The organism is Paraglaciecola polaris LMG 21857, from assembly GCF_000315055.1.
Taxonomy (GTDB): domain Bacteria; phylum Pseudomonadota; class Gammaproteobacteria; order Enterobacterales; family Alteromonadaceae; genus Paraglaciecola; species Paraglaciecola polaris.
In genome coordinates, this window is the sequence record NZ_BAER01000045.1 from 1 (window position 1) to 13,300 (window position 13,300).

A 13,300-nucleotide genomic window follows, 5' to 3' on the forward strand; every position below is an offset into this window, starting at 1 on the left:
GATAGAACGCTTTAAGCGCTTTTACCTGTTCAGCCCTCAAAACTGGGTTAGTTATCATTTCAGTGTTTCTCAGTCTTTTTCTGTGAGGCCAAATTTATAAAGCCTCGTTTCTTTAAGCTGATTTGCTTTTTATCAGCGTTAACTTGCTGAGTCATAATCTTGAAGCCACTCTTCATTTGATTGTTCTTGAGGAAGCTTCTTAGTATGACTAATAGGTACTACTTCACACGTCATTACTTGATTACTTAAAACGCGGTTTGTAGCGCACGCACTTAAATTCCCCGCACTTTCAGACACACGCACTTGTTTTGACACGCACTTTGGATCAGGCTCTAAGGCATTACTGGCTTGGGTTCTAGCGATATGCTTGTCTCCACTGCTTGTCACCAACCGTTGTCCCCGAAGCTTGTCACCATTGCTTGTCCCTAAATTGTCGCTCCCTTGTCGCTGGCTTGTCGCTACGTTGTCACCAAATAACTGCATTAACTTGGTTGTAGAAAGTGCTAAGGGTTGAATTGATTTATTGGCTAACTTACCTCCTGAACTGCTTTGAGCAACAAAATAAACTTGTTGAAGCTTACTCATGGATTTATGCCACTCAGCAAAACGTCTTGGTATATCAAGCGGTGTTTTAATCCAAAGCAAGTAAAGCGCTGAGCGCTCACCAATTCTAAATTGTCCCTCTGGTAATGGCTCACCCGCTCGTTTATTTTTTGTGGTTCTTTGTCGTTTTAGATCTGCGTTAAATACGGCATAGGCATCTTCACCCGTGAGTAAGTCAACGAACCTGATCATGACACCCGGTGAACGTCCGTTGTTATAAATACCGGTTTGATAATATGCGTATGAATAAATTGAGTGCCCCGACTGCATGGCAATCTCTGACATAATTTTACGGCGATTTGCAGCAAGCCAATCCAAAGGGACTGGCTCACCGCTTTTAGGTGTAATGGTGAGTTGGCCTTGAGAGACAGCTAGGCTATCTCCCCGTTTTAACAGGCCATTCGTTAAGCTGCCAGCCATAAGTAATCACCCTAAGCCCGCGACACAATCACTCACTATTGAAAGCTGAGTAACGCTGTCAGATATTCTTTCATGATTGACTAACGAGTCACTGGCTAAGTCACTAACGATGCTTATGCAGGCGCTCAAGTCGTTTAGTGAATGATTGGTCTGTCCACCAGCACTGACCAATAAGTTTGATAAACCAGCAAGCTGTTTAAGGCGTTTACGTTGGTTATCCATTACTGGGAATAAGTCACATTTTTTCATGCTGCTTGCTCCTGGTTATTGTCGTTTGCTGGTGGATTATTCGCAAAATAGTAACGTGCAACACCACTATGGGCTTTGCCAGTATCATCAACATAGGTTTCTAAAACCTTTTGGATATTGTAACCCTGTTGCCTTAGTTCAAAGATGCGCGGTGCGGGGGCCATAATGCCAAGCTTTCTAAATTCAGGGGTGTTGACGGATTGACGCTCATTAATCAGTGCTACAATCTGTAGGCGCTGTGTATTGGCGCTAGTATCTTTTTGATTAAGTAAGGCGCTGCTCTTTTGGTCGGGAGTGGCGTTTTTCATGTTTGCTACTCCTATGCCGCCAAATGTTTAAGTAAGTCGTTAGCGGATTGCTCACGTTGTCTAATCAGCGCTTTAACGATTAGCTTAATATCATCATCTGATTTTCCTGCGGCTCTTGCTGCGAGTATGGTTTGGCATTCATGTTCAAACAGTCCTACAGAGCGTGCGCCAAGATTTATATATCTGGGGAGCAACCCTGCTTTAATTTGCTCAAACTGTGAAGTAGTTGATAAACCAGTAAGCAGTTTGATTTCTGGTTTGCGGATTATTTTTAGTGATTGGTATTGCATGAGATTTACCTCGGTCGATTGTTAGTGTTCGAGGTAAACTTTATGGTTAATATAGATATAGCAGTAGGTTCAAAGGGTAGAACCCAAGGTTGAAATAGTTATAGAAATCCCTTGTAACCCTTTAAAGCAGAAGAGGGAAGGGGTTAACCCCTAGGTTTCTTGGGGTTGTGATTATCGGGCTTGATGATTGTGAAAATAGCATTTGCGATATTGTCAGATGGATTTATCCCTTTCTTTTTAGCCTCTGCTTTTATCCATTCAACAACCGACGCTTTTTTAGGATCTCTAGTTCTATTTTCCGGGAAGTGAACTCTCAAGGTTTCAACTAAAATTTCAAGCCAACCAGTACTATTTTCAATTGGAATCGTTAGTTGATTTTCATCACTAGCCATTTCTTCTTTGAGTGTTTTTGTCGGAGCAGAAGAGCGGGCTGGGTTTAGATATTTTTTTTCGAATAATCTCACTTCTCTGGTAGTAACAATCAACTGATTTTCATGCAATATTAGAAAATTACAATGAGGAAACTTTAGCTCAAATTCGTTCACTTTGAGGTTAGGAGAGAGAATCTGATTTTTAGCTATAAGCTCTCTAACGTTATTAGCAGAGATTGACGCTAACCGGGCATATTCAGATTTTGAGGGAATATCTATATCGTATTTGTGAATATCTAGGTCATTGGCTTCAACATCTATATTTAGGTCGTTTCGAACATTCACTGGTCGCTTAGTAAACTCGATAAACCTCGAAATTGTTTTAGTTTGGCCACCGCAAAACTTGAACCAATAAGGCTCATCGAGTTGAAGTTGTGCAACCCAATCAGTGCAAATTTGTAGTTTACCTAACTCTGCATAATGTAAAATGTCAGCTTTTGTTATTCCGAATTTGTGCCAATGCGCCAATAAACTTTCTAGCCCGAACCAAAGCCGCCCATTTATTTCGCTTTCAAGGTTTGCCTCAGCTTGCTCATTGACAGTTTTTGCTGGTTTCTTATCACGGCCCAACAATTCATGCACCGTATCGACACCGAATTTATCAAAGTACTTTAATATCAATTCCATGAAATACTTTAGGTTATCTCTATTCGCAGGGCTTGATATAGATGTTGATCTGACGAGTTCTGCCAAAAAAATAGTAACGTTTTCTTTATTTTCTAAGTTCTCTATCTTGCTGTGTTTGACCAGCCAGTTTAAAAAGTTCTTCAATTCTATATAAATGTTGTTGGAAAAATTCTCGTTAGATATTGGATTGAGTAAGACGGCAGCTGTCCCGCTAAAGGTTCGGCAATTACCTCTTTCTGTAAGAGTGTAATTCATAACAGAACCGCCAGTATGATCGCCGACGGTGTATAAAATATTAGATAAATCTTGTGAGTTTAAGTAATCGGAGACCGAGTTTGTAATATTAAGATAGCCGGTGACATGAAATATCTTAGTATCGTTACGATAGCTTTTATAAAATTTACTAGGTTCATCAGTATCTATGTCACCAATAGCATTTAACTTATTCGAAAGCGCTTGAATTTTACATGTTTGCCAACTTGGAAAAAACTTTATATCCCCCTCATATTTAAGCATCGTATTAAGATAATGAGTATCAGTTGTGAGTAAATCAGGAACTAGTAGAGATCCTAAACGTAAATCAAAAATAAAATAGCGGCTAGTTGATTCCATATCATCCCTCATGACACCCTAATAAATCACCAAGTCAGGCCAGTAGGGTTCTGGCCTTTCGGGAGCTACCCTAGACTTGGTAAAACTGGTTTAAGCGGCTTTTTTAGCAGGGTTGCTTAACTGGTCGTTTAGCAGATCTAGCGCACGAGCAATTAGGGAGCGCACCCCATAAAAACCATCTAAAGCTGCTTTCTCAATCTTCCTTGATGATGCAAACGTTGATAGGTTCGGAAGTTCTTCATAAAGCTCTGACAGAGAGTTATTAAGCTGCTCTGTTTGCCACTTGCAAAGTAATACCTCTTGTATATCGACGGTTGCTGAATGTGGGAATTGCTCTACCTGATAAAGCTTTTCAAATTTCGATAAACTCTCAGCCATCGCCAGTTCGAAAGTTCTTAGTTTCGTAAAAATTGGGGCTAACTGCTTGTCTTTGTTCTTTTTCACCGACTCATTCAAGCACACTAGAATTGCATGAGCACTTTGCATGTCAAAATAGAAATCTTCGATACGAGTGTCTAACGTTATAGTAGTCATATTGTTTTCCTTTTCGCTGGTGGTTGATTACTGGTTAACTAATCTCAATGTTTGCTTGGCGTTCGCTAAGCTCATGTTGCCCATGGCGGCTTGTTCAATGTGTGTCGACCACCAAACCATCATGACTCTGCGCTGCTCTAGATAAGTTGCCCGGTTATACGCAGCCCTTACCTGATCTCTATCACTGTGAGCGAGCGCTGCTTCGATAACATCTCTGTCAAAACCTTGTTCGTTCAACGTAGTACTGGCTAATGCTCTTAGACCATGAGCCACCAGCCGACCCGTAAAGCCCATACGTTTTAGGGCCATATTCGCAGTTTCTTTATTAGCTGCTCGGTTTGGGTGTTTATAGGACGGGAAAATATTCGCTCTATGAGCGCTGAATGGCTTCATAAGCTCGAGAATTGCTAAGGCTTGATCAGACAAAGGTATGTGATGCTCTTTGTTCATCTTCATACGCTCTGCAGGAATGACCCATAACTTGCGCTCGTAATCTATATCTGACCACATAGCTTGTGCTGCTTCACCGGGGCGAACCATGGTATGTAATTGCCATTCAATCAAACAGCGAGTAGAAAATTTGATACTGGCAAAGTTTATGGCTTTCATCAGTTCAGGTAATTCGTCAGGCGCTAGAGTAGGGTAGTTAACGGCCTTGTTTGCCGGGATGGTTTCTTTAATACCAGCTAGTGGATTGTGATGTACTAGACCAGTATTAACGGCATGGGTCATAACGTTGTACATACGCCTAGCCACTTTACGCGCTATCTCATAGCTATTACGGCCAACGATGTCAGATAAAACCTGTATGGCTTTAGGAGCGGTTATTTGGTCAACGGGTAGTTTGCCTATCCGTGGAAATACATCATTCTCTAATGAGCGCCATATTTTATCTGCCGACGTTTCTTTAACCTTGGTGCGCTTAATCTCCATCCAGCGGGTAGCGACTGCATGAAAGGTGTTGTTGTGCGCATCTTGCTTCTGCTGCTCTGACTCTTCCCTGTGGCTTTTAGGGTCGATACCTTGAGCAAGTAACGCTAAATAGTTTTTTCTGATTTCTCTTGCCTGAGCAAGTGACGTATTGGGATAGGTACCAATACCGATATTGCTGCGCTTTTTCGTAATGGGGTGTGAGTAATTGAATAGCCATGACTTCGTGCCTGTCGGCTTCACCCTGAGCATTAATCCATTGCCGTCAGCAAGATTAAATTCTTTCTCTTTGGGCTTTAGGTTAGCGAGCTGCGTAGGGTTGATTGGTAGCGTTTGGCGAGCCATTTGTAACATCCATTTAGTAACAAAAGCAGTAGTGTTACCAAGAGTGTCACTAAAAATGAGAAAAGAAGCAAACGTTGCCGAACGTTATAGAACGTGAAAGCCAGATACAATAAAGGCCAACGTATGAGGTTGGCCTTTATCGAACTACATAATGGTGCCCGGAGGCGGAATCGAACCACCGACACGAGGATTTTCAATCCTCTGCTCTACCGACTGAGCTATCCGGGCAAATCTGTTAACTTGGCTGGCTTGTGCCTGCTTCGTTGTGGGTGCGTATTAAACGGATTCTCGGCATTCAAGTCAACCACTTTATACGATTTATTTTCGCTTTATGGTTTGTTTGCATAAAAATTGTGCACTGCTGCTCATGTTCTGCACAATTACCAAGAAACACGGCTCAATCTCTTACGCTTTTGGCGGCACGTAACCTTCTATGTCAGGCTCTTTTCCTTCGAACAAATAGGCTTGCATTTGCGTTTCGAGAAAAGATCGAGCGCTTGGCTCCATCATATTCAATTTTTTTTCGTTTATTAGCATGGTTTGTTTCTTTTGCCATTCGGTCCATGCTTCTTTAGAAATATTATCGAATATTTTTTTACCTAGTTCACCTGGATAAAGTTGAAAGTCTAAACCGTCAGCTTCTTTATTTAAGTGCTGGCAAAATACTGTTCTGCTCATGCTAATCCTCGAATTGTCTGTTGAAGGCCAGCGTGTGCTGGCCTCGTTTTTTGCATTCTAACAAATTCATCGCCTTGTGGTAGGGATAGTATTTTGCTGACTAGGACCCAGAGCAACTTTCTTTGGCGCGAAAAAACTGACCTAGGATTATCGCTCCTAGAAAATAAAACAAAACTGGCGCCATTGTTACGCACATCAATGGCAAAAATAGGGGGTCGATCATTGATCTTCCTTATGGGAGCGATCTCCCGCTAGCTTGTACACGACAACAAAAAATAACGGCACGAAGAAGACTGCTAATACGGTGGAAGACAACATGCCGCCAAAGACACCTGTGCCGATAGCGTTTTGACTACCTGAGCCAGCTCCCGAGGCAATAACTAAGGGCGTTACCCCAAGAATGAACGCCATTGAAGTCATGATAATTGGGCGCAAACGTAAACGAGCCGCTTCTACCGTCGCTTCAATTAAACTTTTGCCTTGTTCGCGTAGGGTTTTAGCGAACTCCACGATGAGGATAGCGTTCTTCGCCGCTAAGCCAATAGTGGTCAATAACCCCACTTGGAAGTATACGTCATTGGACAAACCTCGACTCATGGTGAAAATCACTGCACCTAAAACACCAAGAGGCACGACCAATATGACTGCAGCTGGAATACTCCAACTCTCATATAGGGCTGCCAAACATAGAAATACAATCAGGATCGACAAACTATAAAGCAAGGGTGTTTGCGCGCCTGATTCTTGTTCTTGTAATGACAACCCAGACCATTGATAACCAAACCCATTAGGCAATTTACCGACCAGTTCAACCATGGCTTGCATGGCGTCACCTGAGCTTAATCCTGGGGCTGCTTGTCCCAGTATTTGCACGGACGGTACGCCATTGTATCGTTCGAGTTTAGGTGCGCCTGAGGTCCATTTGAAGCTGCTAAACGCATCCATAGGTACCATTTCACCTTGGTTATTACGCACGTACCAATCGTTGATATCGTCGGGCATCATGCGATAAGGCGCGTCGGCTTGCACATAAACACGTTTTACTCTGCCATTGTCGACAAAGTCGTTAACATAATTTGATGCCCAAGCTGTGGTGAATGTTTGATTTATATCATCTAATGACAAGCCCATCGTCATGGCTTTTTGCTGATCAATATCGACCTTGAATTGAGCCGTATCATCTTGTCCGTTAGGGCGCACACCCACTAGGCGTGAGTCTTGAGCTGCCATGCCGAGCAGTTGATTACGTGCCGCCATTAGTGCTTCGTGACCTTGCCCTGTGAGGTCTTGTAATTGGAAGTCAAATCCGGTGGCATTGCCTAATTCGGGAATAGATGGCGGAATAAAGGCAAACACCATGGCTTCTTTTAATTGTGAAAATGCACCCATTGCGCGTCCCGCTATTTGCTGAACATGTTGCTCTGGTGCTGTGCGTTGGTCCCAGTCGGTTAACTTGACGAATGCCATACCATTATTTTGTCCATTGCCGCTAAAGCTAAAGCCGATAACAGAAAAAACTGACTCAACGTTGTCGCTCTCTTGTTCCAAAAAGTACTTTTCAACTTCATCCATGACCAATGCTGAGCGCTCTTGAGAAGCGCCTTGAGGCAACTGTAGTTGGGTAAACATGATCCCTTGGTCTTCATCAGGTAAAAACGAGGTAGGCAAACGGGTAAACAAAAAGACTAAGCCGAGTACCAGCACAAGATAAATAAGCAAAAAGCGCCCTGAGCGCCGAATCACGCGTTCTACGCCTGACGTATAACGTGCAGTGGTGGCATCAAACTTACGGTTAAACCAAGCAAAAAAACCGTTTTGTGGTTTTTGTTGTCTGTCTACGGGTTTTAGCATAGTGGCGCACAGGGCAGGGGTTAACACCAAGGCGACCACAACGGATAACACCATGGCTGATACGATAGTTACGGAAAACTGACGGTAAATTACCCCTGTCGAACCGCCAAAGAAAGCCATGGGAATAAACACAGCAGATAACACCATGGCGATCCCAATGAGGGCCCCTGTGATTTGCTTCATCGACTTCTTGGTCGCTTCTTTTGGCGATAGATGTTCTTCATGCATCACCCGCTCGACGTTTTCCACCACGACAATTGCATCATCCACTAATAGCCCTATGGCCAGTACCATAGCGAACATGGTTAAGGTATTGATTGAATAACCAAAAGCCGACAAGATGGCGAAAGTACCGAGCGGAACAACTGGAACCGCAATCGTTGGAATGAGCGTGGCCCGAAAATTCTGCAAAAACAACCACATAACTAGAAACACTAAAACAATTGCTTCGGCTAAAGTCTGTACCACCGACATAATCGAAAGTTTTACAAACGGTGTGGTGTCAAATGGATAAACGGCTTTTAGTCCCGCGGGAAATTGCACTTCTAACTCTTGCATACGCGCACGTATCGCATCAGCAGTACTTAGCGCATTAGCGCCAGAAGCGAGGCTGATCGCCATCCCGGCTGCGGGTTTATTGTTGTATTCAGCAGAGACTTGATAGTTATCACCTCCTAACTCAACACGCGCCACATCAGCTAAACGTACTGTTGAACCGTCTTCTTCTACTCTAAGCAGAATATCGCTGAACTCCTGGGGGGTTTCCAAGCCTGTTTGCACTATGATACTGGCGCTTATTTGCTGACCCAGTACGGCTGGTGCGCCGCCGAGTTCACCTGCGGCGATTTGCGAGTTTTGCGTGCGAATAGCCGCCACAACATCACTGACGGTAAAACCAAATTGTGTCAGTTTGTTTGGGTCTAACCAAACACGCATGGCGTATTGTGACCCAAAAAATTGAATTTGGCCCACACCGTTTACTCGGCTCAATTGATCTTGAATATTGGCTGCAACAAAGTCTGAAACGTCGTTTCTGTCTAGACGATCATTGTCTGAATAAAAGCCGACCACCATTAAAAACCCGGAGGATGACTTGGTGACTTTAACCCCGCTCTGTTGTACCTGCTGGGGCAGCAACGTCATGGCGGACTGCATCTTATTTTGCACTTGAACTTGAGCAATATCGGGATCGGTGCCCGCATTAAAAGTCACAGTGATCGAGGCATTACCGCTGGAGTCACTGTTTGAATTAATATACTTAACGTTATCAATCCCTGTCAGGCTCTGCTCGATAACTTGCACCACCGTATCTTGTACCACCTGTGCGGATGCGCCTGTATAAGAGGCATTTACAGTAACAGAAGGTAAGGCCACATTAGGATATTGAGCAATGGGCAATTGAAATATTGACAGTAGCCCAGCCAACATAATCAAAATGGCAATAACCCACGCTAGAATGGGGCGTTCAATGAATATTTTAGCCATGTCTTACCCCGCTTTTTTTTGATTAATTAACTGGGGGACAACACTCATTTGTGGCGCAATTTTTTGTAAACCGGATACCACAACATGCTCTTTTTCGTTTAATCCGGAAAGAATCAGCCAATTTTGACCGATTGCGCGATCAAGTTTTATCAGGCGTTGTGCGACCTTATCGTCTGGCCCTACTACAAAGACAAAAGCGCTACCATCATGGTTAAATTGTACGGCTTTTTGCGGCACAAGCACCGCGTTCTCGCGTTTGGCTTGAGTCAGCTCTACCCGAGCGAACATGCCAGGCAATAAGGCGAATTCTGGATTGGGGAACTCCGTCCGCAAGGTGACTGAGTCAGTGCTGGCGTTGGCCTGCACTTCGCTAAATTTCAGCTGGCCTTGATGTGCGTACTGTTGGCCATTTTCAAAGAACAAAGTAGCTGATTGCTCAACCTTTACTAGTTCACCGCTGGCGATACGTGATTGAATATCGCGTAATTGGGTATTGGAAATTGGCATATCAAAATAGATAGGGTCAAGTTGAGTAATGGTAGCCATGGCATTGCTTTGCTGGGCCGCTACCAGCGCGCCTTCCGTCACGTTCGATTTACCGATTCGACCGGAAATGGGGGCCAATACTTTGGTGTATTCTAAATCCACTTTGGCTTTATGTACCGCTGCCTTTCGAATACCCATTTCAGCTTCAAAGGCTGAACTGTCCGCTTCAATTTGTTCTAATGACTGCTCACTAACAGCGTTGGTTTTAATCAGCGATTTATAGCGTTTTAATTGCGCTTCTGCGTTTTTAACGCTGGCTTGTGTGCGGTTTAAATCTGCTAGTGCTGATTGGTAGTTAGCTTGGTATATAGCATCATCAATTTGATACAAGGTATCACCAGCGTCAACCACGGAGCCCTCTTCGAAATGGCGCTTCACTATTACGCCTGATACCTGAGGACGCACCTGAGCTTCGCGAGAAGCCACGGCTCTGGCTGGTAGGGTTTTGGTGAACAATACATCCTGTGCACTGACTTCAACCACATCGACCTGTTGTGCAGGTCGTTCAGCTTGGTCTTGTGCCTGTCCTTCGCCACAGCCTGTCATGAGCAACGTCACGCCTAAGGTGATAAATAAACTAAACGATTGCCCCAAACACGACATGTAACACTCCTTTTTGCGATACAGATAGCCAGAAATAGATCTGATGACCCATACGGTAGTTGATTAATAATATTCACGAAGTTTAACATACATTCGTGCATGTTTATTATTTTACGAGTAGTATTACGTGCAATTCAACTGTTATTTTAAAACAAACGTACTTTGTTACCAATTAGGTATTAGGTCGGTTTCTGTTGTATGAAATATGAGGATTTACATGGTACGTAAAACCAAAGAAGACGCGCAAGCTACGCGAGACATCTTACTCGATAGTGCGGAACAGGTTTTCTATAACAAAGGTTTCGCCCGCACAACCTTAATGGATGTGGCTGGCCACGCAAATATGACGCGGGGCGCGATTTACTGGCACTTTAAAAACAAAGTGGATTTATTTATTGCCATGATCGACAGGGTAAAGTTACCGATAGAGTCGTTAATCGACGCTTGCGGCGATGAAAACGAACCTGATCCTTTAGGCAAGTTGCGTATATTTTCAATCGATTTACTCGTCCGGCTAGCATCGGACACACAGTTACAGCGGGTATTTTCGGTAATGTTACATAAGTTTGAGTACAACGGCGATGTGGCAATTATCGAAGAACGCCAAAGTGCCGCCAATCAAGAGTTTTTAACGCGAATGGAGCGTACATACCAGCAAGCCATTAAGTGTGGTCAGTTATCAGCCGACGTTGATATCAAGCTGGCGGCGGTAACGGAAAATGCTTATTTTACCGGTATCATCAGCAATTGGTTACTGAACCCCACTAGTTTTGATCTTAGCCAACGCGCAACGGTGTTAGTGGACAACTTTTTATATACGTTGACCCATAGCCCATTTTTGCGCGTAGCTGAAGCTGATGAATGTACTCAGTATTAAAGCTGGGTTTTACACACCGAAAGTAATTTTTTGGTGGGTGCGGCAAGTCCAATATTTGGCGGCTGCATGAGATCATACCAAATCTGTTGATTTTCATTCACTTGATGAGCGATAGGCTTTTCAAGCTGTAAAATCACGGGCTGAATGTCCAAATGAAAATGACTAAAAGTGTGGCGAAATGGTGCCAACGTGATAGTGGAGTAATTCCCTAACATTAGCTGCTGTGCGCGTTCGCCAACTAAGTCTAATGCTTGGGTTTCAAAAAAGCCCCATAAACCGCCCCATAAGCCACTAGGTGGGCGTTGATATACTAACACCTGGGATTGCCACATTGGGATCAGCATGACAGTGGTTCTTACGGGAATGGTGTTTTTGGGCTTTTTCGAGGGTAATTCACTTTGTCTTCCTTGGGCAAAGGCTAAACAGTCTGTTTGTAAAGGGCAGCTGTCGCACTTTGGCTTACTGCGGGTACAAATCGTCGCTCCCATATCCATCATGGCTTGGGTGTAATCACCTGTGCGCAGTTCTGGGGTCAGAGAATCAGCATATTGCCATAAAACCTGCTCAATATTTTTCTTACCTGGCCAACCGTCCACTGCGAAGTAACGGGCCAAAACACGTTTTACGTTACCGTCTAAAATACTGTGGTGTTGACCACAGGCCAAAGATAAAACCGCACCAGCGGTAGAGCGCCCAATTCCAGGCAGGGAAATAACGTCATCAATGGCTGCTGGAAACGTGCCGTTGAAATCATCACGGATCATTTGTGCGGCTTTCTGTAAATTCCTGGCCCGTGCGTAATACCCTAATCCGGTCCAGTGATGAAGCACCTCATCTTGGGGGGCGTTAGCTAAACTCAATATATCCACAAAGCGCTGCATAAACTTTTGATAGTACGGGATCACGGTTTTGACTTGGGTTTGCTGCAACATGATTTCGGATACCCATACAGAGTAGGGGGTTTTATCTTGCTGCCATGGTAAGTCTTTGCGACCATGGGCATCAAACCAAGCGAGGATCCGGTTAGCAAAAGATGATGTTAACTGAGACTGAGAATGCACGGGTTGGTATACTGCTTATGCGCTTAGAAAATAATAGCGTGATCATACCTTAATTATCGATAAATGGTTCACCTGAAATGACAACGACTAATCCAGCGCCAACATCACCCGTTCCTCTAGATCAACCTGTTATTTTTTACCCTGGCACTTTGTGCGACGAGCGCGTTTTTATGCCTTGTTGGCAAGCCATGAATATTCCTAAACGGGCATTTGTTCCCTTGCAGTGGGCGGAAACCCAAGAACAAATGTTAGCGTTGAGCCGTGATAGGTTAGATTATTTTGACGAATCAGTGCATTTAGTTGGGTTTTCAATGGGGGGGTATGTTGCAGCACTCAACGCACTTGAACAGCCCAACAAAATTGCCTCGTTAACTCTTATTGGTAGTTACCCAGGGCAATTCGCCGCGCATGAGCGGCAAGCACGTCTGTCGATCATTCAAGCAATCCAAAGCAAAAAATATCAAGGGATGAGTGATAGTCGTTTACGGCAATTTGTTTTCTCACTCAATAACACTCAAGTGCTGCAGACCATTAAAGCCATGGAAAGCGACTTAGGGCCTAATGTGTTAGCAGCGCAGATGAAAGCATTGAGTGAGCGTGATGATTTAACGATACGACTCGCTGACGCACCGTTTAAAGTGCATTTGCTGGTGGGTGAACATGACCAAATAGCCTCGGCGGAGAAAATATCAGGTTTGAGTGAGCAAATAACCAATAGTCAACTGCATATTTTTGCCAATGCTGCGCATATGTTACCCCTTGAGCAGCCAGATGCACTTGCCCAATATTTTGCTGAAAATTTCAGCTAATTTACCTTTATAGCCTTGCAATACCTGCACTGGACTGCATA

Annotated in this window: 13 protein-coding genes and 1 tRNA gene; 2 read left to right on the forward strand and 12 right to left on the reverse strand. The window is 43.9% G+C overall.

Annotated features, from left to right (window positions below; translation table 11 throughout):
- Positions 1–138: 138 nt before the first annotated feature.
- From GPLA_RS22930 to GPLA_RS09640, 11 genes are all read right to left on the reverse strand, one after another.
- Positions 139–1,023 carry a hypothetical protein gene (locus GPLA_RS22930; RefSeq protein ID WP_007104688.1) on the reverse strand — a complete coding sequence of 295 codons (885 nt, stop codon included), beginning with the start codon at positions 1,021–1,023 and terminating at the stop codon, positions 139–141.
- A gap of 6 nt (positions 1,024–1,029) precedes the next feature.
- Positions 1,030–1,272 (reverse strand): hypothetical protein, encoded by a 243-nt coding sequence (locus GPLA_RS09595; RefSeq protein ID WP_007104689.1) that lies wholly within the window; start codon positions 1,270–1,272, stop codon positions 1,030–1,032.
- Entirely contained in the window at positions 1,269–1,580 is a 312-nt protein-coding gene (locus tag GPLA_RS09600) for a helix-turn-helix domain-containing protein (RefSeq protein ID WP_007104690.1), read from the reverse strand. Before GPLA_RS09600 ends, GPLA_RS09595 begins: the two co-directional genes overlap by 4 nt.
- 11 nt (positions 1,581–1,591) lie before the next feature.
- Entirely contained in the window at positions 1,592–1,870 is a 279-nt protein-coding gene (locus GPLA_RS09605) for a helix-turn-helix transcriptional regulator (protein WP_007104691.1), read from the reverse strand.
- A 143-nt stretch (positions 1,871–2,013) separates the two neighbouring features.
- Positions 2,014–3,540, reverse strand: coding sequence for a hypothetical protein (locus GPLA_RS09610; RefSeq protein ID WP_007104692.1), 1,527 nt, complete (start codon positions 3,538–3,540; stop codon positions 2,014–2,016).
- 90 nt (positions 3,541–3,630) lie between these two features.
- The gene (locus GPLA_RS09615; RefSeq protein WP_007104693.1) at positions 3,631–4,074 is read right to left on the reverse strand and encodes a hypothetical protein; all 444 of its coding nucleotides are present in this window, start codon (positions 4,072–4,074) and stop codon (positions 3,631–3,633) included.
- Between the two features lie 27 nt (positions 4,075–4,101).
- The gene (locus GPLA_RS09620) at positions 4,102–5,349 is read right to left on the reverse strand and encodes an integrase domain-containing protein (protein ID WP_007104694.1); all 1,248 of its coding nucleotides are present in this window, start codon (positions 5,347–5,349) and stop codon (positions 4,102–4,104) included.
- Between the two features lie 152 nt (positions 5,350–5,501).
- Positions 5,502–5,577: transfer RNA gene (locus tag GPLA_RS09625), tRNA-Phe, on the reverse strand.
- 177 nt (positions 5,578–5,754) lie between these two features.
- Positions 5,755–6,027: an oxidative damage protection protein gene (locus tag GPLA_RS09630; RefSeq protein WP_007104695.1), complete on the reverse strand. Its 273-nt coding sequence runs from the start codon at positions 6,025–6,027 to the stop codon at positions 5,755–5,757.
- 219 nt (positions 6,028–6,246) lie between these two features.
- Positions 6,247–9,363 (reverse strand): efflux RND transporter permease subunit, encoded by a 3,117-nt coding sequence (locus GPLA_RS09635; protein WP_007104696.1) that lies wholly within the window; start codon positions 9,361–9,363, stop codon positions 6,247–6,249.
- Positions 9,364–9,366: 3 nt separating this feature from the next.
- Positions 9,367–10,512: an efflux RND transporter periplasmic adaptor subunit gene (locus GPLA_RS09640; RefSeq protein WP_007104697.1), complete on the reverse strand. Its 1,146-nt coding sequence runs from the start codon at positions 10,510–10,512 to the stop codon at positions 9,367–9,369.
- Between the two features lie 217 nt (positions 10,513–10,729).
- Between GPLA_RS09640 and GPLA_RS09645 the strand changes: the two genes are divergently transcribed.
- Entirely contained in the window at positions 10,730–11,389 is a 660-nt protein-coding gene (locus GPLA_RS09645) for a TetR family transcriptional regulator (protein ID WP_007104698.1), read from the forward strand.
- On the opposite strand, the gene mutY is transcribed toward GPLA_RS09645, so the two are convergent.
- The gene (gene mutY / locus GPLA_RS09650; protein WP_007104699.1) at positions 11,386–12,450 is read right to left on the reverse strand and encodes an A/G-specific adenine glycosylase; all 1,065 of its coding nucleotides are present in this window, start codon (positions 12,448–12,450) and stop codon (positions 11,386–11,388) included. The genes GPLA_RS09645 and mutY overlap by 4 nt on opposite strands.
- A 77-nt stretch (positions 12,451–12,527) precedes the next feature.
- Between mutY and GPLA_RS09655 the strand changes: the two genes are divergently transcribed.
- Positions 12,528–13,259, forward strand: a complete 732-nt coding sequence (locus tag GPLA_RS09655; RefSeq protein ID WP_007104700.1) for an alpha/beta fold hydrolase — start codon at positions 12,528–12,530, stop codon at positions 13,257–13,259.
- The last annotated feature ends 41 nt before the right edge of the window (positions 13,260–13,300 follow it).